Origin of the sequence: Nocardia sp. NPDC047648 (assembly GCF_040642815.1) — a bacterium.
GTDB classification, from domain to species: Bacteria; Actinomycetota; Actinomycetes; order Mycobacteriales; family Mycobacteriaceae; genus Nocardia; species Nocardia gamkensis.
On sequence record NZ_JBEYSX010000003.1, the window covers coordinates 121,407 to 143,221 of the forward strand.

Annotated in this window: 22 protein-coding genes; 11 read left to right on the forward strand and 11 right to left on the reverse strand. The window is 69.3% G+C overall.

What is annotated here, in order from left to right; translation table 11 throughout:
- Nucleotides 1-34 precede the first annotated feature (34 nt).
- The 3 genes from ABZ803_RS09175 to ABZ803_RS09185 all read right to left on the reverse strand — a co-directional run bounded on the left by ABZ803_RS09175 (nt 35) and on the right by ABZ803_RS09185 (nt 2,052).
- Complete coding sequence (locus ABZ803_RS09175; protein WP_357034563.1) at nt 35-925, reverse strand: SDR family oxidoreductase; 891 nt, start codon at nt 923-925, stop codon at nt 35-37.
- A gap of 127 nt (nt 926-1,052) precedes the next feature.
- Nucleotides 1,053-1,244, reverse strand: coding sequence for a hypothetical protein (locus ABZ803_RS09180; RefSeq protein ID WP_357034565.1), 192 nt, complete (start codon nt 1,242-1,244; stop codon nt 1,053-1,055).
- Nucleotides 1,245-1,305: 61 nt separating this feature from the next.
- Complete coding sequence (locus ABZ803_RS09185; RefSeq protein WP_357034567.1) at nt 1,306-2,052, reverse strand: GntR family transcriptional regulator; 747 nt, start codon at nt 2,050-2,052, stop codon at nt 1,306-1,308.
- Nucleotides 2,053-2,234: 182 nt separating this feature from the next.
- Between ABZ803_RS09185 and ABZ803_RS09190 the strand changes: the two genes are divergently transcribed.
- The 4 genes from ABZ803_RS09190 to ABZ803_RS09205 are packed head-to-tail and all read left to right on the forward strand — an operon-like array spanning nt 2,235 to nt 4,933.
- Complete coding sequence (locus ABZ803_RS09190; RefSeq protein ID WP_040870502.1) at nt 2,235-2,627, forward strand: hypothetical protein; 393 nt, start codon at nt 2,235-2,237, stop codon at nt 2,625-2,627.
- 41 nt (nt 2,628-2,668) lie between these two features.
- The gene (locus tag ABZ803_RS09195; protein WP_357034570.1) at nt 2,669-3,331 is read left to right on the forward strand and encodes a hypothetical protein; all 663 of its coding nucleotides are present in this window, start codon (nt 2,669-2,671) and stop codon (nt 3,329-3,331) included.
- On the forward strand, nt 3,328-4,053 hold the full coding sequence (locus tag ABZ803_RS09200) for an ESX secretion-associated protein EspG (protein ID WP_357034572.1): 726 nt from the start codon (nt 3,328-3,330) through the stop codon (nt 4,051-4,053). Before ABZ803_RS09195 ends, ABZ803_RS09200 begins: the two co-directional genes overlap by 4 nt.
- 34 nt (nt 4,054-4,087) lie before the next feature.
- Nucleotides 4,088-4,933 carry a polyphosphate kinase 2 family protein gene (locus tag ABZ803_RS09205; protein ID WP_357034574.1) on the forward strand — a complete coding sequence of 282 codons (846 nt, stop codon included), beginning with the start codon at nt 4,088-4,090 and terminating at the stop codon, nt 4,931-4,933.
- Here ABZ803_RS09205 and ABZ803_RS09210 read toward each other — a convergent pair.
- Complete coding sequence (locus tag ABZ803_RS09210) at nt 4,930-5,817, reverse strand: LLM class flavin-dependent oxidoreductase (protein WP_357034576.1); 888 nt, start codon at nt 5,815-5,817, stop codon at nt 4,930-4,932. The two genes, ABZ803_RS09205 and ABZ803_RS09210, sit on opposite strands and share 4 nt — an antisense overlap.
- 159 nt (nt 5,818-5,976) lie before the next feature.
- Nucleotides 5,977-7,311, reverse strand: coding sequence for a carboxylesterase family protein (locus ABZ803_RS09215; protein ID WP_357034577.1), 1,335 nt, complete (start codon nt 7,309-7,311; stop codon nt 5,977-5,979).
- A 94-nt stretch (nt 7,312-7,405) separates the two neighbouring features.
- Here ABZ803_RS09215 and ABZ803_RS09220 point away from each other — a divergent pair, with 94 nt between their 5' ends.
- The 3 genes from ABZ803_RS09220 (at nt 7,406) to ABZ803_RS09230 (ending at nt 9,500) form a co-directional block, all read left to right on the forward strand.
- Nucleotides 7,406-7,981 (forward strand): TetR-like C-terminal domain-containing protein, encoded by a 576-nt coding sequence (locus ABZ803_RS09220; RefSeq protein ID WP_357034579.1) that lies wholly within the window; start codon nt 7,406-7,408, stop codon nt 7,979-7,981.
- Between the two features lie 176 nt (nt 7,982-8,157).
- Nucleotides 8,158-8,937, forward strand: coding sequence for a thioredoxin domain-containing protein (locus tag ABZ803_RS09225; protein WP_357034581.1), 780 nt, complete (start codon nt 8,158-8,160; stop codon nt 8,935-8,937).
- On the forward strand, nt 8,934-9,500 hold the full coding sequence (locus ABZ803_RS09230; RefSeq protein ID WP_062968119.1) for a vitamin K epoxide reductase family protein: 567 nt from the start codon (nt 8,934-8,936) through the stop codon (nt 9,498-9,500). Before ABZ803_RS09225 ends, ABZ803_RS09230 begins: the two co-directional genes overlap by 4 nt.
- 6 nt (nt 9,501-9,506) lie before the next feature.
- On the opposite strand, the gene ABZ803_RS09235 is transcribed toward ABZ803_RS09230, so the two are convergent.
- Nucleotides 9,507-10,631: a trypsin-like peptidase domain-containing protein gene (locus tag ABZ803_RS09235; RefSeq protein WP_357034583.1), complete on the reverse strand. Its 1,125-nt coding sequence runs from the start codon at nt 10,629-10,631 to the stop codon at nt 9,507-9,509.
- 160 nt (nt 10,632-10,791) lie between these two features.
- On the opposite strand from ABZ803_RS09235, the gene ABZ803_RS09240 reads away from it, so the two are divergent.
- The 3 genes from ABZ803_RS09240 (at nt 10,792) to ABZ803_RS09250 (ending at nt 14,556) form a co-directional block, all read left to right on the forward strand.
- Nucleotides 10,792-11,844: an NAD(P)-dependent alcohol dehydrogenase gene (locus ABZ803_RS09240; protein WP_357034585.1), complete on the forward strand. Its 1,053-nt coding sequence runs from the start codon at nt 10,792-10,794 to the stop codon at nt 11,842-11,844.
- 73 nt (nt 11,845-11,917) lie between these two features.
- Nucleotides 11,918-13,108, forward strand: a complete 1,191-nt coding sequence (locus ABZ803_RS09245) for an AI-2E family transporter (protein ID WP_357034587.1) — start codon at nt 11,918-11,920, stop codon at nt 13,106-13,108.
- 113 nt (nt 13,109-13,221) lie between these two features.
- Nucleotides 13,222-14,556 (forward strand): tetratricopeptide repeat protein, encoded by a 1,335-nt coding sequence (locus ABZ803_RS09250; RefSeq protein WP_357034589.1) that lies wholly within the window; start codon nt 13,222-13,224, stop codon nt 14,554-14,556.
- Between the two features lie 36 nt (nt 14,557-14,592).
- Here ABZ803_RS09250 and ABZ803_RS09255 read toward each other — a convergent pair whose 3' ends face one another.
- The 5 genes from ABZ803_RS09255 to ABZ803_RS09275 form a co-directional block, all read right to left on the reverse strand.
- Nucleotides 14,593-14,718 (reverse strand): TetR/AcrR family transcriptional regulator C-terminal ligand-binding domain-containing protein, encoded by a 126-nt coding sequence (locus ABZ803_RS09255; RefSeq protein WP_357034590.1) that lies wholly within the window; start codon nt 14,716-14,718, stop codon nt 14,593-14,595.
- A 32-nt stretch (nt 14,719-14,750) separates the two neighbouring features.
- On the reverse strand, nt 14,751-17,057 hold the full coding sequence (gene metE / locus ABZ803_RS09260; RefSeq protein WP_357034592.1) for a 5-methyltetrahydropteroyltriglutamate--homocysteine S-methyltransferase: 2,307 nt from the start codon (nt 17,055-17,057) through the stop codon (nt 14,751-14,753).
- 391 nt (nt 17,058-17,448) lie between these two features.
- The gene (locus ABZ803_RS09265; RefSeq protein WP_357034594.1) at nt 17,449-18,318 is read right to left on the reverse strand and encodes a 3-hydroxybutyryl-CoA dehydrogenase; all 870 of its coding nucleotides are present in this window, start codon (nt 18,316-18,318) and stop codon (nt 17,449-17,451) included.
- A gap of 399 nt (nt 18,319-18,717) precedes the next feature.
- Complete coding sequence (aceA, locus tag ABZ803_RS09270) at nt 18,718-20,007, reverse strand: isocitrate lyase (protein ID WP_357034596.1); 1,290 nt, start codon at nt 20,005-20,007, stop codon at nt 18,718-18,720.
- A gap of 423 nt (nt 20,008-20,430) precedes the next feature.
- On the reverse strand, nt 20,431-21,267 hold the full coding sequence (locus ABZ803_RS09275) for an alpha/beta hydrolase (protein ID WP_357034598.1): 837 nt from the start codon (nt 21,265-21,267) through the stop codon (nt 20,431-20,433).
- Nucleotides 21,268-21,337: 70 nt separating this feature from the next.
- Here ABZ803_RS09275 and ABZ803_RS09280 point away from each other — a divergent pair, with 70 nt between their 5' ends.
- Nucleotides 21,338-21,778 (forward strand): helix-turn-helix domain-containing protein, encoded by a 441-nt coding sequence (locus ABZ803_RS09280; RefSeq protein ID WP_357034600.1) that lies wholly within the window; start codon nt 21,338-21,340, stop codon nt 21,776-21,778.
- Nucleotides 21,779-21,815 lie beyond the last annotated feature (37 nt).

Below are 21,815 nucleotides of genomic sequence, written 5' to 3' on the forward strand. Positions count from 1 at the left end.
AGACAGGGTTCGCATTCGGCCTTTTCAGCCGTGCCTACCCGTCGACGAACAGGTCGGCGGCGAGCGCACCGCCGCCCGCTACGACCCGATACCGGTCCAGGTCGGTGCTCCCATGCGACGCGAGGACCTCCTCGTCCAAGAGAAGCTGACCGGTGTAGGTCGACGCGGGACTGGTCACGATCAGCAGAGCGGCGTCGGCGCAGATCAAGGGAGTGCGGGAGGCGGCGACGGCGTCCTCGCCGCCGAGCAGGTTGCGTACCGCGGCGGTGTCGATTTTGGTCCGGGGCCACAGCGAGTTCACGGCGATGCCATGGGCCCGGAATTCGTGCGCCAAGCCGATAGTGGCGATGCTGACACCGTATTTCGAGACGGTGTAGGCGACGCCGTTGCCGACGTGCGCGGGGCTCATGTTGAGAGGTGGGGAAAGGGTGAGGATGTGCGGGTTGCGCCCGGCTCGCGCCGAGAGGCGCAGGTGCGGCAGCGCCAGCTTGGACAGCAGGAACGGGGCGCGCACGTTGACGGACTGCATGTGGTCGTAGCGCTGCATGCCGATCTGCTCGGCGCCGGTGAGATCGACCGATCCGGCGTTGTTGACCAGGATGTCGATGCCGCCGAAGCGATCGACGATGTGATCGACCGCCTCCTCCAGCGCCTTGTCATCGCGCACATCGGCCACGAGCGGCAGTACGTCGCCGCCCGCCGCAGCCACGTCGGCGGCGGCGGTGTGTATCGTGCCGGGCAGCTTCGGATGTGGCTCTTGGGTACGGGCGATCATCGCGACGTTCGCGCCCTCCGCCGCGAACCTGATCGCGATCGCCCGGCCGATGCCTCGACTGGCTCCCGTGACGACAGCGGTTCTGCCCCTGAGCAGATCCCCGGTCGAATCCGCACGAACGGACGCGGGCGTGGGTAGGGGGTTGTTCATGGCGGATGGTCCTCTGCCGAGAATGCACGATCTTGTGGAGTGAGGCTAGCTGGCATTCGCCTGGCTCGTGCGCAATCGTTGTTCACAAGGCCGAAGTACGCGACGAACTCGCCACTACCGCAGCATGTCACGGCACCGACGGTCCGGAGCCGAGGTCGACCATGCGGTGCAGGATCGCGGGAGCCAGGGCCAATTCGAATTCGGTTCCGCTGCTTTCGAAGACGAACGCGAGGTAGTCGTCGCGCGGTACCGGGGCCAGGCGGACCGAGCATTGCTCCCCCACGATCACCCAGCCGCCGACGGTCAACCGATCGGACATCGCCCCTCCCACCCTTCGACACTTCCGACAAGTGGACTATGCCAGTTGTGGCAGCGGGGTGTCAACGGCGGGAATCGGCCGTTGAGCTGGTGAAATACTCGTGCGGCATGATCCACCGGCCGGGCGGGTGGACGGTCTCGCGGTACTCGAGCGGGACGCCCCGAGCGTCCAGACCGAGACGGCGCACGATCAGCACCGCCGCCGGGTGCCGAAGCGTGAGGTGCCGGCGTTCGTCGTCGGTGGCCAGCCGGGCGCCGACACTCTCGCGCACGGCGCTGAGAGCGCGTCCGGTCGCGTCTTCCAGATACCGTGCGACTCCACCGGGCACGGGCTCGGATTCGAGCAACAGGGCCGCGGTTTCGGCGAATCCTCCCGGATACCAGCAGGTGACCAGTCGCGCATATCCGGATATGTCGTCGTGCAACGTCTTTCGCACGATCACCGAACTGGGAACGGGCAGCCCGAGCGGGTCGGTGACCTCCCGCGGCCCTTCCACCACTCCGGCGCGCAGCACGGTCACCGACCGGCTCTCGGGCGAAGACGGTCCGTACCGGGGCGCACTCTCCCGCAGCAGCACAGGCTGTTCGGCCACATAGGTGCCCGATCCGCGGCGGGACCGGACGATCCCCTGCTGGCGCAACGTATTCAGCGCCTTGGCGGCGGTGGGCCGGGCCACCTTCCAGCGTGCGGCGAGTTCCCGCTCCGAGGGCACCTCGGCGCCGGGCGCCAGCTCACCGCGTTCGATCAGCGCACGGATATGACCCGAGATCTGCAGGTATTTCGGGACTACATCGTCGTTTTCGGCCACCGGTCGCCTTCCCCTGCGGACACCGCCCCTCGGACCGCTGGTCAGTGTAACAACGGCGGATCCCTGTACCGGGTGCTCGGCACAAGCACATACCGAGCCGGTCCGCCGCGCTGAACCGAGCGGTAAAGTGCGGGTCCAGTACAGCGCGGTACGAACAGGACCGAGCGGAAGGGGGCTTCCACGTGGCGGTACCCGATACCGGACAGGGGACGGCGCGAGAGCTGTACGCGGCGGCCATGGGCGCGGGCGGGGGCGAGAAGTTCGAGCTGGATACGGCGGTCGCGGAGAATCTGGCCGCCGCGTGCGACAAGCTGGTCGACGATCTACGCCGGGCGATGGCCGGGGAGCACCTCGTCACCGAGGTGACCGGCTTTCCCGATCTGCCCACCGGGCACGGCCTGTCCCGCGGTTTCGCCGCGAAAGGACGGCAGTACCTGGACACCCTGGCGGCGTTCCAGGAGACTGCGCTGCTGTTCAAGGCCGCGTATCTCGCCGCGGCCAACCGGCTGGCCGACGCCGAGGCGGCGAATCAGGCCGCTCTGCGGCTGATCGCCGAATACCTGGAGCCCAGTTGAGCACGCACCCGCGCGCCGGAACCGACTGAGGGGGACGACGGATGGCAGACTCCGCGGCACGCGCCGCCGCCGACGACATCCGGCAGGAGCTGGCCGGATTCGCCGACGGGGCGACCGATCCCGCCTACGCGCCGGATCGGGAACTGTTCGGCGCCTACACCCATCAGCAGATCTGGGATCTGGTGCACGAAGCGCTCGACCCGGCGGCGCTCGGCCGGATCGCCGAGGCATGGCAGGCCAACGCGGCCGCGGTGGCCGACGCGTTCCAGGCCTTCTCCGATGCCACCAACCGGGAATTCGCGCGCTGGTCCGGCCGCGCAGCCGACGCCGCAGTGGGCGCGACCAGGCAATTCGTCCGCGCCGGCGGGGATGCGCAGGACGTGTGCCGGGCGGTCGCTCGGCTGATGGAGTTGAATAGCGATGCCGCGCAAACGGTCCGGAGCGCGATCGCGCCGCCGCAGCGGTATCGGCCGCTGGCGGACCCGGCCGCCGAAGCGGTTTACGGTGGAAAACGTAGGATGGAACACGACAGTGCGGCGGCAGACATCGAGGCGGATGTCCGGGACACCATGACCTACGTCTATACCCCGACGATGCCGGCCACCGGCGACCGTGTCCCCCGATTCCCCCGGCCGCACGAAGGTTCGGCGGCCGACAACGCATCCGGCGATCCGAATTCCGTCCGCGGAGGCGGCGCACGGTGAAATGGGTGCTGACCCCGGACGAATTCACGCATGTCTGGACGAACGAAACGAGCTTGGACCGTAGGCCGTACCCGGTCAACATGGTCCCCTCGGCCACGGCGCGGACCGAATCGGAGTACCACGCCTTGCGTTTGCCGCAGCGCTTCGCCCGGCAGGCCGAGCCCGACCTGGCCGCCGCGCTGGTGCTCTGCGCGCGCAACGACGCGACCACCATCACCGTCTCCGGCGAACGCTCCGCCCTCGCGCGCAATGGAAGCGAGAGCGAGACCGAACGGATTCTCGCGTTCGCCGCGGTGGTGCACAATCACGCGGGCATCCTGGTCGCCACCCCGGACCGGGTGACCGTACAGATGTGCCATGCGCGCGCCATAGGCGAACGGCTGGTGCAGATCATCGGTTCGGCGCGGCCGGGCAAGCTCGCCCCGATGCGCGAGCCGCAGGACGCCGTGCTCAGCCCCGACCGCACCGAGCCGTTCGTCACCAACGGCCATCGCGGCGCGGCGAAATTCCGTCAGACACTGCGCAAGCCGGTGGACGGGCGCGGTTTCATCACCGTCACGGTGGAGCCGGAGAACCCGATGTCCCCGCCCACCCGTCATCGCACCTGGCTGGACTTCACCGGCGACGGTCGCTACCTGCTCACCACCGCGCACGATCTCACCCTCGCTCCCGTGTCGGACGAGGAGTTCGCCACCCAGCTGCTGCGGCTCGCGCAAGTGTGACCGGGGCGAACTACCGCGTGGTTAGGGTGGGGCTATGCCTGAACAGTGGACGGTGTGTCCGGCCGAGGCCATGAAAGCCGACGGCTTGCTAGTAGCCGAGCTGGACACCTCCGGGACGCCGGGGTTCACCGGCGGCAAGAAGGCGGGTGTCGCACTGCTCGCCGAACGCAGCCAGGTGCTGTCGGATCTCCAGGAGAAGCTGTACGCCAACGGCCGCTCCGGCGACCGGCGCAGCGTGCTGCTGGTCTTGCAGGGCATGGATACCGCGGGCAAGGGTGGCATCGTCCGGCACGTCATCGGTTCGGTCGACCCACAGGGCGTCGATCACGCCGCGTTCGGCGTGCCGACGCAAGAGGAGCAGCGCCATCACTATCTGTGGCGCATCCGCGAGGCGCTGCCGCGCGCGGGCCAGCTCGGCGTGTTCGATCGCTCGCACTACGAGGACGTGCTCGTGGTGCGGGTGCACAACCTGGTGCCGCCGACGGTGTGGGAGCCGCGCTACGACGAGATCAACGCGTTCGAGCGGGAACTGGTGGACGAGGGCATCACGCTGGTGAAGGTGGCCATGTTCGTCTCGCTGGACGAACAGAAGAGGCGGCTGGCCGAGCGGCTGGAACGCCCGGACAAGTTCTGGAAGTTCAATCCGGCCGATATCGACGAGCGCGCCTACTGGCCCGCCTATCAGGAGGCCTACCAGGCGATGCTGGACCGCACGTCCACCGAGTACGCCCCCTGGCACGTGGTGCCCGCCGACCGCAAGTGGTTCTCCCGGCTCGCGGTCACCGAACTGCTGATCGCGGCCCTGGAGCGGCTCGAACTGGACTGGCCCTTGCCGACGTTCGACGTCGAGCAGCAGAAGCGGCGCCTGGCGCGGGCCTAGGTCACTCGCGCACGTGGTGCCCAGGAGACCAGGGGCCGGACTTCCTCGGCGACGAACCGGAGGTAAGCGGCCGGATCCGGATCGTCGGCGGTGGTCTGGAGTACGACGGTGTCCGCGCCTGCTTCGGCCAGCGTGGTCACGGCCGCGGCGATCGCGTGCGCGTCACCCGCCACTCCCGCCCCCGGCGCATGCTCGGGGGTGCGTTCGGCGGCCAAGCGAGCTTCGGCATCCGAGCCGGTGACCGCCAGCAGGTTCGCCACCACGTGGTGGCGGTCGGTTCGCCCGGACGCGGCGCGCCCCTCCTCGATCAGCGTGCGTGCGGCGCGGACGCCGTCGGCGTCGGCGATCGAATCGAGCAGCGTACCGTCGGCGTGCTCCCCGGACAGCCGGATCGAGCGCGGCCCGCGCGCACCCGCGTAGACCTTCGGCGGCGTCGCGGGCGGCCAGTCCAGCGCGACGGCGTCGAGACGCACGTAGCGACCCGAGACCGTGACCTGCTCACCGGCCAGTAGCGCGCGCAACGCGGCCAGATGTTCGCTCAGCAAGGTCACCGGCGATTCGACGCGCGCGCCGACCTGCGCCATCCAGCTCTGCACGCCGTGCCCGACACCGAGCACCAGCCGGTCGGGGAACAGCCGGTGCAGCGTCGCCGCTTCCATCGCGGTGAGCGCGACGTTGCGCAGTGGCACGGGTAGCAGCCCGATACCGACTCGCACCCGTTCGGTCCAGGCGAGCACGGCCGCCGCGCTGGCGATTCCGCTCTCCAAGAAGCAGTCCTCCCACAACCACAGCTCTTCCAGACCGGTCGCCTCGGCCACGCGGGCCGCCTCGCGCAACAGTTCGGGCGGGTTTTGCGGACGGAACACGGCACCTAGAACAGTCATCCCATCTTCCTACCGGTTGTCCTCGGCGGAGGCGGATCAATCGCGCGACGGCGTCCGGCGGCATCGTGCCGAAAGACGGCCCGGTCGCGCGGTGGCCGGCTGCTCACCGGCGACGAGGCAGGCCGACGCCGCGGGTTCGCCGCTTGCGCGCGTGCCTGCTCAGGGCAGCTGACGGACGATACGCGAGCCGGGACGGTGGGGCGTCCAGCCGGTATCGGCGATCCGTCCGGTGCGCACGAATTCGCCCCAATACTCCCGAGTTCGGTGGCCGAGCGCGTCTATCTCCGCGGCGGTCAGGGGCGCGAGCATCGGAGCGTCGTGCCAGGTGTCGCCGTCGGCGAACAGCAGCGGCAGATCGATGCAGTGGCAGGCGCCGTACGGATTCGCGGGATGAAGCTGTTGCACGCGGTAGCAGTACACCCGCGCCCCGGCATCGGCCAATTCGTCGGCGAAACGAAACAACCCGTGCTCGAACGCCTTTCGCCCGATGAGATGCTGTACCGCCGCGTCGAGCCGCGCGCCCGTCACCGGCAGTCGCCGTAACCTGCCGAAAACCGGATGCGGGCCGCCGTAGAACGCTCGCGACTCCTCGGCCGTGCACCCGAGCACCACCGGCAGATCGGTGGCCGCGTCTCGTACCGCTCGCCGCCAAGCGTGCTGGTCGGGCAGTGGGCCCGCATCGGCCACGGGCAAGAAGGGCGGGGCGGGGTTCAGCGCGGCGGGCCCGGCCACCCGGCGGACCGTACGCCCCTGCGCGGCGAGCAGGTCGGGTAACGGAGCGGTGCGCGGATCGGCGTCGAGTTCGGCGAGGAACATCGCACCGACCCGCTCGGCCCGCCGATGGCTTTGGAAGCCGACACCGAACGGTGCGCTCTGCACGATCGCCTGGGCGAACAGCCGCCGCGCTTCCGCGATCCCCAGCAGCGCGACGACCGACTGCGCGCCCGCCGACTGCCCCGATACGGTGACGCGTTCCGGATCACCGCCGAACTCGGCGATGTGCTCCCGCACCCACCGCAGCGCCGCGATCTGGTCGCGCACACCGAGATTTCCCGCCGAGACGCCCGGTGCGCGGAGGTAGCCCAGCACGCCGAGCCGGTAGCTCACCGACACCACCACGATGCCGGTCTGCCGCGCCAGCCGGTCCGCGTCGTACAGGTTCCATTGCCCGCTGCCCGCGAGATAGGCGCCGCCGTGCAGCCACACCAGCACCGGACAGCTGCCCAGCTCCGCGCCTACCGGGGTGGTGACGGTTAGGGCGAGGCAGTCCTCCGATTGCTCCAGCGCCTCCGCCCGCCCCATCACGCCCTCGAGCCGTCCCGGCAACTGCGGTGCGATGGCGTACCGGCGCGTCGCGTCGTACACCCCCTCGTGGGCCTCGACCGGCTCCGGCGCGCCGAACCGCTCGGCCCGCGCGTAGCGAATCCCGCGGAACACCGCGACCGCACCGCGGGCCTCCCCACGCCAGCGTCCGGACGCCACCACCTGCTCCATGCCACTTCCTCCTGCTATCGCAAGTTGACTTGCGATAGCACCACGCTAAGGCTGCACATCGGAGGAACGCAAGAGGACTTGCGATAATCGCCGCATGGGCGACTCCCCCGCACAGATCCGCGGTGCGCGGTTACAGAAGGCCGTGCTCGACGCGACGCTGGCCCGCATCGAGTCGGCCGGCATCGGCGACGTGCGGATCGCCGATGTCGCCACGGACGCGGGCGTGCACGAGACCTCGATCTACCGTCGATGGAAATCGCTGCCCCGCTTGCTCCTGGACGCGCTGCTGTCCCGGGTGGGCGAACAGATCCCACTCCCGGACACCGGTTCCTTGCGCGGCGATCTGGAGCGGTTCATGACCGATCTCATTCGCTTCGCGGAGACTCCGTCGGGCCGGGCCCTGATCCGCGGCACCGTGATTGCCGAGTCCGATCCCGAGGTAGAGGCCATCCGGCGCGAATTCTGGCTGCGGCGGCTGTCGTCGTCGGAAGAGATCGTCCGGCGCGGTATCGCCCGCGGGGACGTGGCGGCGACGGTGGACCCCCGGCTGACCATGCTGACACTGGGCGGCCTGGTCCATCTGCACGTCACGCAGCTCGGCGGTGAGCTGCCGCCCGGCCTGGCCCGTCACGCCGTCGATCTGATCCTCACCGGCATCGAACCGCGCTGACCACGCCACCGGCGTGATTCGGCCGGTATCACCGGTGGCGGACGAGCGTTTCGGAATCTCTCAGGAAAGCCGACCATGATGACCACTGTGGGGCGATCACGCGGGTAGGTGGCCTGCGGATCTACGATCGTGGCGGCAGGAACCGTCCGGCGAGCGAAAGGCGTGGTGAGCGCACGGTGAGCAAAAACCAGGGTGGGAAGTCGAACCCGCTGCTGGCGGCGGAACGCGCCGACCGCAACCGCAAGATCTTGATCCAGGTGGCCGTCGCCGCCGTGCTCGTCGCGCTGATCGCGGCGATCGGCATCGGCATCGCGGTGAAGAAGGCCCGCAACGACGATCCCGGCCCCACCCCGTCCATCGCGGCGACCGGCACCACGAACGCGGGCCCCGTGCCCGCCTCGATCACCGACAACGGCGCCATCCGGATCGGCAAGCCGGACGCGAAGGTCACCGTGCGCGTCGTCGCCGACCTCCAGTGCCCCGCCTGCAAGGCCTTCGAGGCGGCCAACGGACAGGTGCTCGAGGACGCGGTGGCCAACGGCACCGCGGCCGTCGAATACAACATCATCGCCTTCCTGGACAAGGCCTCCACCACGCGGTACTCCTCGCGCGCGGGCAGCGCCTCCTACTGCGTCGCCGAAGCCGACCCGTCGAAGTACCAGGCTTGGCTGAAGGCGATGTTCGCGCAGCAGCCGCCGGAGGGCGGCGCGGGTCTGTCCGACGACCAGCTGGTCCAGATCGCCAAGAGCGCGGGCTACACCGACGACGCCGTCGCCCAGTGCATCACCGACCACAAGTACGACAAGTACATCCAGGCCCGCACCAAGGAAGTGCTGGACAGCGGCATCCAGTCGACGCCATCGGTGTTCGTCGACGGTAAGAAGGTCGAGTCCAGCCAGGAGATCTTCGGTAACGGCGCTCTCGCACCCGTGATCAGCGCCGCCGCGGGCCGATGATCACCGCGGGGCCCCGGGCGGCCTGGGTCCTGTTGATCGGCGGGCTGGCCGGCTGGCTGGCCGCGGTGGCGCTGACCGTGGAACGGTTCAAGCTGTTCACCGATCCCGGTTACACGCCGTCGTGCAGCATCAACCCGATCCTGTCCTGCGGGTCGGTGATGGTGACCGACCAGGCCGCGGTCTTCGGGTTCCCCAACCCCTTGATGGGCATCGTCGGGTTCACGGTCGTCGTCACGCTGGCCGCGCTGTCGGTGGCCGGCGTCGGCTTCCCGCGCTGGGTCTGGGGTGGGCTGTGGCTGGGCAACCTGCTCGGGCTCGCGTTCGTCTGCTGGCTGATCTTCGAGAGTCTGTACCGGATCAACGCGCTGTGCCCGTACTGCATGGTGGTCTGGGCGATCATCACGCCGCTGCTCGCGGTGAGCACCGATCAGCTGTGGGGGCGTTCCCGTGGTCCGCTCGGCGTGCTCGCCGAATGGCGCTGGACGCTCGTCGCGCTGTTCTTCGCGGTCGTGCTGCTGCTGGTGTTCTTGCGCTTCCAGGATTATTGGCTGTCGCTGGTCTGACCCCGATCAGTTCGGCGGGCCTGCGACCAGCGCCACCGGTACCGTGCGCCGGCCACTCGCGCCGGTGATGCCCAAGCGGATGGTGTCGTTGGGCTTGTGTGTGTTCAGCGCACTGCGCAGGGACTGCGCGTTGGTGACGGCGCGGTCGTCGATCGAGGTGATCACGTCACCGGCGGCCAGACCGGCGGCATGGGCGGGCAATCCGTACAGCGCCGTGTCCACCCGGGCTCCGGTACCTACCGGCAGTGCGTTGGAGACCAGCACGCCGAGAGTGGCCGTGGGTCCGATGTGCACGGTGTCGGTCGGGGTGCCGGAGCGAATCTGATCGACCACCCGCATCGCGGCGTCGATCGGCACCGCGTAGCCGTTCGCCGGGTGGTCGGCCGCCCGCGCTCCCTCGCCCGACGCCGCCGCGATGACGCCGACCACGGAGGCCTTCCGATCGACCAGCGCTCCCCCGGACTGTCCCGGCGTCACCGCCGCCGCGACCTCCAGCATCCCGTTGAGCGCTTTGCGCGACAGATCGGCGGCGTTGACCGCCACGATCGCGGTGTCCAGGTCGGTGAGCGGGCCGTGCACCGCGGTCGGCGTGCCGCCGGTCCCGCCCGCGTTGCCGATCGCCAGGACCTCCTCGCGCACGCGCAGTCCGGCCGACGTGCCGATGGTCGCGGTGGGCAGTTCGGTGGCCGCGGCCAGGTCGAGCAGCGCGATGTCGGCCTCGGCGTCGTAGCCGAGCACCTCCGCGTCGTAGACCTTGCCGTTGCCCACGTCGGTGACGGTCACGGTGTCGGCGCCCTTGACCACGTGATGACTGGTGAGCACCTCGCCGTCGGCGGTGAGGACGATGCCGGAGCCGGCCGCGCCGGGCCCGGACCGCTCGGTCGAGGCATTGATGTTGACCAGCGCCGGTCGCACCGCCGCGGTGACGAGCCCGAGGTCCAGCGGCTCGGGCGGAGCGAACGCGACCGGGGCCGCGGTCCCGGCGGGGCCGGGCCGGTCGCTACCGGCCGGTTCGCCGCGATATCCGAGGAACGCGGCGACCGCGAGCACGAGGGTGACGACGAGCACGAACACCCGGCCACCACGCGGCGCGCGCCGCGCTCCGGTCCACTGTTGCCGTTCTCCGTCCATGGCACTCCCGCCTCGGCCGAACCGCTCACCGGATCCATTGTCGCCGGAGAACGCCGCCGAAGATCATCGATCCGGCGACCGCGCCGGAAAATGTGCCGTGAGCGGGTCTTTTCCGTGTCACAGTTGGCAATCGCACCCATGCGACGGTAGGCATGTCCTCATGAGCACAGCCGCCGCCTACGCCCTGTCCACCCCTGATGGCTCGTTCGAGAAGGTCACGATCCAACGCAGGGACCTGGGCCCGCACGACGTGCTGATCGACATAAAATTCGCGGGCATCTGCCACTCCGACATCCACACCGCCCGGGACGAGTGGGGCAGAACCCGCTACCCCTGCGTGCCGGGCCACGAGATCGCGGGTGTGGTCGCCGCGGTCGGGGCCGCGGTGACCAGGCATCAGGTCGGCGACCGCGTCGGCGTCGGCTGCATGGTCGATTCCTGCGGGGTCTGCGCGCCCTGCCTGGCCGACGAGGAGCAGTACTGCACCGCGGGCGCGACCATGACCTACAACAGCCCGGTCGACCCGGCGGTGCAGCCCGGCGGGCACACCCTCGGCGGTTACGCCACACAGATCGTGGTGACCGAGAACTTCGTGGTCGCCATCCCCGAGGGGATCGGCCTGGATGTGGCCGCGCCGCTGCTGTGCGCGGGCGTCACGCTGTACTCGCCGCTGCGGCACTGGAACGCCGGACCGGGCAAGAAGGTCGCGGTCATCGGCATGGGCGGGCTCGGCCACGTCGGGGTGAAGCTGGCGGCCGCCATGGGCGCCGAGGTGACCGTACTGAGCCATTCGCTGAGCAAACAGGACGACGGCAAGCTCTTCGGCGCGAGCGCCTACTACGCGACCAGCGACAAGCAGACCTTCCGCGAGCTGCGCGGCCGCTTCGACCTGATTCTCAACACCGTGTCGGCGGACCTGCCGATCGATGACTACCTGCGGCTGCTGAACCTGGACGGCACCCTGGTGATTCTCGGTCTCCCCGACAACCCGATGAGCGTCAAGCCGTTCAACCTGGCCGGGTACCGCCGCTCGCTGGCGGGCTCGATGATCGGCGGCATCGCGCAGACCCAGGAGATGCTGAACTTCTGCGCCGAGCACGGCATCGGCGCCGAGATCGAGCTGATCGCCGCCGACGAGATCGACGGCGCCTACGACCGGGTCGTGGCCAGCGACGTGCGCTACCGCTTCGTCATCGACGTCTCGACCATGTGAGCCTGCTCGCCGTACCGGCGCGGCCCCGCGAAGTCCGGCCGCGAACCGGTCGCGGCGTGGGTACCTTGGCGGTGTGTCTGTGCAGGACGAGGACGAGACGCCACCCGCCGACGGGGCCCGCGGCATGCCGCCGTGGCTACCGCGCGCGTTCCTGCTCGCCGCGGCGACGATCACCGGGTTGCTGGCGGCCTTCTGGGTGCTCGAGCGCCTACAGGGCCTGCTGACGGTTCTGCTGGTCTCGCTGTTCCTCGCCTTCGCGATCGAGCCCGCGGTGAACTGGCTGGCCCGGCGCGGCATGCGGCGTGGTCCCGCGACCGGATTGGTGTTCCTCGTCCTGGCGGCCCTCGTCTTCGGCTTCCTGTGGACGCTGGGCGCCCTGCTGGTCGAGCAGGTCACCACCTTGGTGAAGAACGCCCCCGAATACGCCGACCGGGGCGTGGAGTGGATCAACCACACCTTCCATCAGGATCTGTCCAGCACCGACATCCAGAAGTACGCCACCGACTGGAGCTCGACCCTGGAGGGCTACCTCACCGGGTTGGCGGGCAACGTGTGGGGCATCGGCACCGCCGCGCTCGGCGCGCTCTTCCAGGGCCTCGGCATTCTGCTGTTCACCTACTACTTCGCCGCCGACGGGCCCAGGATCCGCACGGCGGTCTGTTCGCTGCTGCCGCCGCGGCGCCAGCGACACATATTGCGCGCGTGGGACATCGCGGTGGCGAAGACCGGCGGTTACCTCTACTCGCGCGTGCTGCTCGCCCTCGTCTCGACGCTGGCGCACTACGTGATGCTGCGGGTTCTCGACGTGCCGTCCGCGTTCGCCCTCGCGCTGTGGGTCGGCGTGGTCTCCCAGTTCATCCCCACGGTCGGCACCTATCTCGCCGGCGCGCTGCCGGTGATCGTCGGCCTCGTGCACGGCCCGAGCACCGCGCTGTGGATTCTCGGGTTCATCGTGCTCTACCAGCAATTCGAGAACTACGTGCTGCAACCGCGCGTCACCGCCTCCACCTTGGACATGCACCCGGCCGTCGCGTTCGGGGCGGTGCTGGCGGGCGCAGCGCTGCGCGGCGCGACCGGCGCACTGCTGGCCATCCCGGTCACCGCGACGGTGCAGGCGTTCGCCGGCGCCTACATCCGCCGCTACGACGTCCCCACGGACGTGGAGGCCGACATCGAGCGCACGAGTCCGCCCAAGCGGCGCCGAAAGTTCGCAAGGCAGCTGACCCTCCGTCTGGCGGGCCGTCACAACCCGCCCGAGGAATGAGTCCACGCCGGTGACCGGCGTATCCCACGCCATGGGTAGCCAGGGATCGCGCGCCGATGTAGAACTTCTCGGAAACGATTCGCACCACTCGGTGCCGAGGCTGGATGGGGACAATGCTGAAGCGGCCGCCGGACCTCGCCTTCGACCTCGGCAAGATGCACCGCAGGCGCAACGACCTGGCGGCCGCGCGCGAGGCGTTCCAGATCGCGATCGCCTCCGGTCATCCGAACTGGGCGCCGCTGGCCGCCGCGGAGCTGGGCGGGCTGCTCAGCGCGTCGGGTGACAAGCCGGCCGCGGAAGGCGCCTACCACGTCGCGGTCGACTCCGGCCACGAAGACGCGGCGCCGCGCGCGGCCTACAATCTCGGCCTGCTGCTGGCCGAACGCGGCGACACCGCGGCGGCCGAAGCGATGTACGAGCGCGCCGCCGCGTCCGGCCATGCCGACGCCGCACCGCGGGCCTGGATCAATCTCGGCTACTCGCGGGCCAAGCGCGGCGACTCGGACGCGGCGCGCACGGCCTACCAGCACGCCATCGACGCCGGACCCGGCGATATCGCCCGGCTGGCGCTGTCCAACCTGGCCTACCTCCTGCGCACCGAGGACGACCTCGCGGGCGTGAAGGCCGCCTACCGCTCCGTGATCGACGGCTGGCCCGGCGATCAGGCGCTGATCGTCGCGGGCGATCTGGTGCAGCATCTCGGCGAGGCTGGCGATTGGGCGGGGGCCAGGGAGATCAGCCGGTCCATGGCCGAATCGGACGATCCCGCGGTCGCAGCGCGGGCCAGCTTCGAGGTCGGGGTGTTCAGCGAGCGGCTCGGCGAACCGGACGTGGCGCTGGCGGCGTTCCAGCGTGCGCTGGATTCGGCGGACGCCGAAGCCCGCACCCGGGCGGCGGCCGCGCTCGCTCCGACCTACCACGAGCGCGCCGCGACCGTGCTGCGCGAGACGGACTGGGCGGCGCTGGCGCACGCCCACGGGTCCGCGGGCGACGCTCCCGCCATGCTCGCCGATCTGATCGGCACGGATGTCGACGACCAGGTGCGCGGGGTCATCTTCCTGTTCTCCGCCGTACTGCATCAAGGGTCGATCTACTCCGTCACCGCGCCCGCCGCCGAAGTCGTGCTCGGCGCCCTGCTGCACGAGCGCACCGAGGTGACCTACGCCCGCGCCTGGCTGCGCGAGCCGCAACCGTTGCGGGTGGAACTGCTCAACTGGCTGCACGAGGTGATCGCCACCGCGGCATGGCAATCCGCCGCCGAGGACGACGCCGAACTCACTCCGGCCGACCGCGCCGCGGCCGCGGACTGCTTGGCGCTGCTGCCGCACGTGCGGGCCGCCACGGCGGCCGCGCTGGCCGTCGCCGAGGCCGACGCGGTGGCAGACGCCGCCACCGACCTGCTCGCTACGTTGAGCGCGCTGCCCGCCGTCAGCGGGCTGTCGCGCTGAGCACCGCCGCGACCGACTATCCGGCGAGTTCGTCCGTCAGCGTCCGAACAACGCGCGGTAGTAGATCGACGCCGCGACCGGGTCCAGCACGAAATCCACATCGATGCCGGGGTCCACTTCGCCGCGCGCGCTGGCCGTCACCGTGGTTTGCCGCTGCGCCACGTCGTGCATTGCCCTCGGCGCGCGGTTCCGGCTCAGTCGGTGGACTCCACCCGCCTGCGAATACGCCGCGCCGCGGCGACCATATTGCGCAACGACGGCTCGAGCTGCCAGTAGTGCCGGGTCTTCAGACCGCCGTCCGGATTGGCCCACAGCCGCTGCGGCGTCACCGCTTCGGCTGCCGCGGTGAGCAGTTCGTCCAGCTCATCGATGTCCGGGATGCGCGCGGACCGGCTCTCGTACACGCCGGGGCCGACGCCGTGACTGAGCCCGTGCCCGGAGGCGCAGTCCTCCTTCAGCGCCCGCAGCACCCACTCGATCGAGCGGGTCGCCACGATGGCGGTGACGTCGGCGTCGAGTTCCTCGATCGCCTCCACCACCTCGGCGCGGCCGGAATATCCGATATGCGTGTGGATCTGCGTCTCGGCCTGCACCCCTGAGGTGGCCAACCGGAACGCGCCGATCGCCCAGCGCAGGTATTCGGCGCGGCCCTCCGGGCGCAGCGGCAGCATCTCCCGGATCGCCGGTTCGTCGACCTGGATGATCGCGATGCCCGCCTTCTCCAGGTCCACCACCTCGTCGCGAATGGCCAGCGCCACCTGGTCGGCGGTCTCGTGCAGCGGCTGGTCCTGCCGGACGAAGGATCGGGCGATCATGGTGACCGGCCCGGTGACCATGCCCTTGACCGGCTTGTCGGTCAGCGACTGCGCGTAGCTGATCCACTCCACCGACATCGGCGCAGGCCGCGACACATCGCCGTAGATGATCGGCGGCCGCACACAACGGGATCCGTACACCTGCACCCAGCCGAAGCGGGTGGTCGCGAAGCCGTCGAGCAGCTCGGCGAAGTACTGGATCATGTCGTTGCGCTCGTGCTCGCCGTGCACCAGCACATCGAGGCCGATGTCCTCCTGCAACCGGATCGTCGCCTCGATCTCGGCCTCGATCCGCTTGCGGTACTCCTCGTAGGACAACCGGCCCTCACCGAGTTCGTAGCGCGCCTGGCGGATGCGGTCGGTCTGCGGGAAGGAACCGAGCGTGGTCGCGGGCACCGGCGGCAGGTTCAGCTTGCGCTGCTGGGCTTCGCGGCGCACCTCGTAGGGCTCCCGCGAGCGCATGTCCGGGGTGACCGCGTAGACCCGCTGCCGCACCGCGTGCTTCTGCTTGAAGTGCACCTCGGTGGGGCGCTTGCGCCACTTGTCCGACGGGCCTTCGGTGAGCGCCTTCGCGAGCGAGACCACCTCGCCCACCTTCTGTTTCGCGAACGCGAGCCGGTCGGCGACGTGCCCCTCGATGTCGTATTCGATCAGCAGGTCGTAGGGCACGTGCAACAGCGTGGTCCCGGTCGAGACGACCAGGTCCGGGCACACCTGGGCCAGTTCGTTGAGGTATTCCAGCGTGACGTAGCGGTCCGCGCGCCACACGTTGCGGCCGCTGATCACACCCGCGTACAAGCGCTTGCGACGGATGCCGGGCACCTCGGCGAGATCCTCCGGACGCATCCGGTAGCTGGCCAGGTCGAGACCGATCGCCTCGATATTGGTGCCCGCCAGGATGGTCAGCGCCTCGCCGAAATCGCCGTACTGTCCGGTGACCAGGATGCGCGGGCGCAGCGGGGCCTTGCCCAAGCGGTGATAGGCGGCCTCGAACGCGGCCAGCTCGGCGGGCGTGCGCTCGCTGGTGAACGCGGGCTCGTCCAGCTGCACGCAGGTGGCGCCACGCTTGGCGAGGATCTCGAACAGTTCCTCGTAGACCGGTAGCAGCTTGTCCAGCAGGCTGAGGGTGTCGAATCCGCCGGACTCACCGGGGATGTGCCCCGCCTTGGACAGCAGCAGCAGCGACACCGGGCCGATGACCACCGGCCGCAGTTCGATGCCGACCGCCTTCGCGCGGTCGAATTCGTCGAGCAGCGCCTCCGGGTGCAGCGAGAACTCGGTGCCCGCGTCCACTTCCGGCTGGCGGTAGTGGTAGTTCGTGCCGAAGAACCGGACCAGCTCGAGCGGCGGCAGATCCGGGCGGCCGCGCGCCATCAGGAAGTAGAAGTCCAGCGGGTGCAGTCCGTCGCGGTAGGGCTCGAACCGCCGGGGCACCGCACCGAACAGCAGCGCGTTGTCCAGCACGTGGTCGTAGAAGGAGAAGGTGTTGCCCGGCACCTGGGTCAGTCCGGTGGCGGCCAGTTCGTTGAACTGGGTCTCCTGGATCTCGCGACCCACCGCCAGCAGTTCTTCGCGGTCGAGCGAACCGTGCCAGTAGGCCTCCAGCGCCCGCTTGAGCTCGCGGTGCGGCCCGATCCTGGGATAGCCGAGAATGCTCGACCCGTAGCCGTCGGTCACGTTCACCATGAGCGGGACAACCCCTTTCGATCACCTGCGCGGCCCGCCGAGATCGACGGACCTATCCAGCGCTGCGCACTGGATACCCAGCCGAGCCGTCGACATAGCCCCGCTGTTGTGCAGCTTATGCCGATTGCCGTCACCGGCTCGGCAACACCAACTTCTGGTCGACTCCGCATCGAGTGTGCCGGTGTCGTTTCTCACCAGTCGCGCACCGTGGCGTCGGTCAATCGTTCGGAACTCGCCCGCCTGACCCGCCGGGTGCGAGTCTTACGAGCACCGTTCGCGGCCCGTCTCGCGTCCGAGTGTCCGTTGCGCATGCGCCGAAGGCGCGAGCAGCGGACGCTCGGACGCGAGACTTCCAGGGGCCGCGAACACGCAGCGCCGCAGGCGCTGCTGATCAGGCCCGGTATTGGTAGAAGCCCGCGCCGGTCTTCTTGCCGAGCAGTCCCGCCTCGACCATGCGCATGAGCAGCGGCGGGGCCGAGTACAGCGGCTCCTTGAACTCGCCGTACATGGAGTCGGCGATGGACTTGACCGTGTCCAGGCCGACCAGGTCGGTCAGCGCCAGCGGGCCCATCGGGTGGGCGCAGCCGAGCACCATCGCCTTGTCGACGTCCTCCTTGGTGGCGAAGCCGGACTCGACCATGCGGATCGCCGACAGCAGGTACGGCACCAGCAGCGCGTTGACCACGAAGCCGGAGCGGTCGGCCGAGCGCACGACCTGCTTACCGAGCACCTCACCCGCGAAGGCCTCGGCCCGCTTGGAGACCGACTCGCTGGTCTTGAGCGTGGTGACCAGCTCGACGAGCGGCAGCACCGGGACCGGGTTGAAGAAGTGCATGCCGACCACGCGCTCGGGGTTCGCCGTGGCGACCGCGATCTTCATGATCGGGATGGACGAAGTGTTGGAGGCCAGCACGGCCGAGGGATCGGTGACGACCTTGTCGAGTTCGGCGAAGATGCTCGTCTTGACCTTCTCGTCCTCGAGCACCGCCTCGACCACCAGCTGGCGATCGGCGAAGTCGCCGAGGTCGGAGGTGAACCGCAGACGCCAAGCGGCCTGTTCGCGCTCGCGCTCGGTGATCTTGCCGCTGCTCACGCCGCGATCGAGGGAACGCAGGATGCGTGCGCGGCCCGCGGCGGCCAGTTCCCGCGTCTGCTCGTACACCAGCACGTCGACGTGCGCCCTGGCACACACCTCCGCGATTCCTGCGCCCATCTGGCCGGCGCCGATAATGCCGACGCGTTGGATCTTTTCGCTGCTCACGTCCCGCTCCTGCTGGGTTGTCTGGCTCTGGGGTGGCTGGTCTGCGAAGGTGTCGCTCCGGTGTGAGCGCGTCCTTCGATGGTCCAAGGTATAGGGATGCCCTCCCCGCCGGGGCTGTTCAGCGGGGAGGGCAGTACACCCCTACCGGAGTAGAGGATCGGCGGTTTTCACGTCGGGAACCTCACTTCCCTAGCGAGCACCAGTGGTAGGCATCCGTTCGTGAGTTCGGCTGCTTACGCAACCACCCCACGCGCGAGGCCATCGAGCGCCGTTCGCGGCCCGTCTCATGTCCGAGTGTCCGGTGCGCATGCGCCGCAGGCGCGAGCAGCGGGCGCTCGGACACGAGACTCACAGGGGCCGCGAACACGCAGCGCCGCAGGCGCTGCAATTCAACACGGCTCAGTGGAACTGACCCTCTTCGGTGGAGCCCTTGAGCGCCGCGGTGGAGGTGTTCGGGTCCACGGTGGTGGCGATGGTGTCGAAGTAGCCCGCGCCGACCTCACGCTGGTGCTTGATCGCGGTGAAGCCACGCTCGGCGGCGGCCTTGAACTCGCGCTCCTGCAGGTCGACGAAGGCGGTCATGCCCTCGCGGGCGTAGCCGTAGGCCAGGTCGAACATGCCGTAGTTGAGCGAGTGGAAGCCGGCCAGGGTGATGAACTGGAACTTGAAGCCCATCGCGCCGAGCTCACGCTGGAACTTCGCGATGGTCGCGTCGTCCAGGTGGGCCTTCCAGTTGAAGGACGGCGAGCAGTTGTAGGCCAGCAGCTGGTCCGGGAACTCGCTACGGACGGCCTCGGCGAACTTGCGCGCGACCTCGAGGTCCGGCACGCCGGTCTCCATCCAGATGAGGTCGGCGTAGGGGGCGTAGGCCTTCGCACGCGCGATGCAGGGCTCGATGCCGTTCTTCACACCGAAGAAGCCCTCGGGGGTGCGGGTGCCGTCCAGGAACTCACGGTCGCGCTCGTCCACGTCCGAGGTGATCAGGGTGGCGGCCTCGGCGTCGGTGCGGGCGATGATCACCGACGGCACGTCGGCGACGTCGGCGGCCAGACGCGCGGAGGTCAGGGTGCGGATGTGCTGCTGGGTCGGGATCAGCACCTTGCCGCCCAGGTGGCCGCACTTCTTCTCGGAGGCCAGCTGGTCTTCCCAGTGCACACCGGCGGCGCCGGCGGCGATCATGGCCTTCTGCAGCTCGTAGGCGTTCAGCGCGCCACCGAAGCCGGCCTCGGCGTCGGCGACGATCGGCGCCAGCCAGTTGGAGACGGAGGTGTCGCCCTCGACCTTGGCGATCTCGTCGGCGCGCAGCAGCGCGTTGTTGATGCGGCGGACCACGGACGGAACCGAGTTGGCCGGGTACAGCGACTGGTCGGGGTAGGTGTGGCCGGACAGGTTCGCGTCACCGGCGACCTGCCAACCCGACAGGTAGATGGCCTTCAGGCCGGCGCGGACCTGCTGGACCGCCTGGTTGCCGGTGAGAGCGCCGAGGGAGTTGATGTAGTCCTCGTTGTTGACGAGATCCCAGAGGATCTCCGAACCGCGGCGGGCGAGGGTGGCCTCCTCGACGACGGTGCCCTGGAGCTTCGACACCTGCTCCGCGGTGTAGTTACGGGTGACGCCCTTCCAGCGGGGGTTGGTGTCCCAATCCTGCTGGATTTCCGCGGCGGTCCTCGGGGTGCCGGTGGTCGACATCTGTGACTCCACTTCTTCGTTCGGTCCATGCCGCCCGGTCCCGAGCTACGAGGCAGCTCGTACTGCTGGAGCGGCAATTTGCAGGCTTGCTAGGCCTTTGGGGTGTACTTCCACACGATGGCACACGAAGAAATGGGCGTCTACCTGTTGTTAGTGTGAATCTCAGCTAGGTTTTCCGGCACCTTTGCTAACTCTGCAAAATTTGCCACTGAATTGCAAAGGTGCAATCTACTGGCCGGTAGCGCTGACGTGCGGTTTTAGCGTAACGCTTGTACTGTTAGCGATCGACGGGCGGCCCTCCCGCGCCGGGGGTCGGCATTCCACACTGTGAGCACCTTCACAAGTCCTGGCGGGTGCCTTTCGTGTGGGCCACGCCACCCCTCGGCGAGCGGGCCGAACGCGCGGAGGGGCGCGCCGAACCGCCTACTCCGGCACTCCCAGGACCTCACACACTTTGGCGGCGTACGCGGCCGGATGGGTGAGGTTCCCGTTGTGCCCGCCGGGAAATTCCACCGCCGGCTCGCCGCACAGGGCCGCGAGTTCCTGTGCGGCCTTGTAGTCGAAGACCTGCCGGGGTGTAGTGCGCCCGCAGGCCGGAACGATGCGCACCGGCGACTGCCGCAACGGCGCGACATCGAGATGGTCGGCGCGGATCGCAGTGAAGTCGTGCTCCAGGAAGTACTCGAAGTTCGCGGCGCGCTCCGGTCCGAGCGGAGGCGCGGTGACGCCGGGTTCCCGATCCTGGTTCCGCGGATCTATCCCCAGCGTCCGCACCATCGGCGCGAGCGCCGCTTGCCAGCCGTGCTCGGCGAAGACTCGCTGGCAGTCTTCGAGTTCAGCGAGCTGATCGGCGCGGTCGGCGGCGGCGAGCAGCCACGGCGTGACGGGCTCGTGCGCGATGAGGGTGTGCAGCCGATCCGGATGCCGAACCGCGAGGTGCAGGCCGACGGCCGCTCCCATGCTGCAACCGAGCATGCGCACCGGCTCGTCGGTCAACGCCGAGAGCAAGCGGAACACGTCGTCGGCGTGCGTCGCCACCGAGGCGGGCCCGAGGGGATCACGCAGCACACTGCGCGACAGTCCGCGCCGGTCGTAGGTGACGACGGTGAAGCGCCGTTCGAGGTGCGTGACCAGATCCTCGCTGCGCCGCGCGTCCCCCTCCCCGCTCTGCCCGATCAGCAACATCGGACCGCTGCCGCGAACTTCGTAGTACAGGTCGGCTCCGGAGACCTCGAGGGTGCCGGTGGAAATCGTGCTCATGCCACCCAGCGTAATCCATCAGGTTTGATGCATCAATAGTGATGCATCTTTATTGATGTATTGTTCCCCTGTGGACGGAGTAGAACTGTTCCTCTTGGGCCGGACGCTGATGAAGATCGGCGAGGACGCCTTGCCGACAGCGGGACTCGGCGGTGGCCACCGCCCCGTGCTCGTCGTGTCGAGCGACATCCTCGAACACCCCGACAGCACCGTCGGCGAGATCGCCAACCGCACCGGTCTTCCCCAGAGCGCGGTGTCCACCGCGGTGGCCCGCCTCAAAGAGGCCGGCTCGATCATCTCCGCTGTCGACCCACGCGACCGCCGACGCACCCTGGTCCGCGCGGCCCCGGAGGCTTCACCACGAGTCGCCGAAGTGCGAGCGACACCCGTGGACGACGCGGTGGCAGCAGCGCTGGCCGACGACGACCCGGCCGCCGTGCGCGAGGTGCTCGACGCACTCGCGACCCTCACCCGCCACCTACGCCCCCGCGAACCTCGCCCTCTCGCCTGACTGGCACATCAGCGAGAGCCCCTCGCGTTTCGCCACA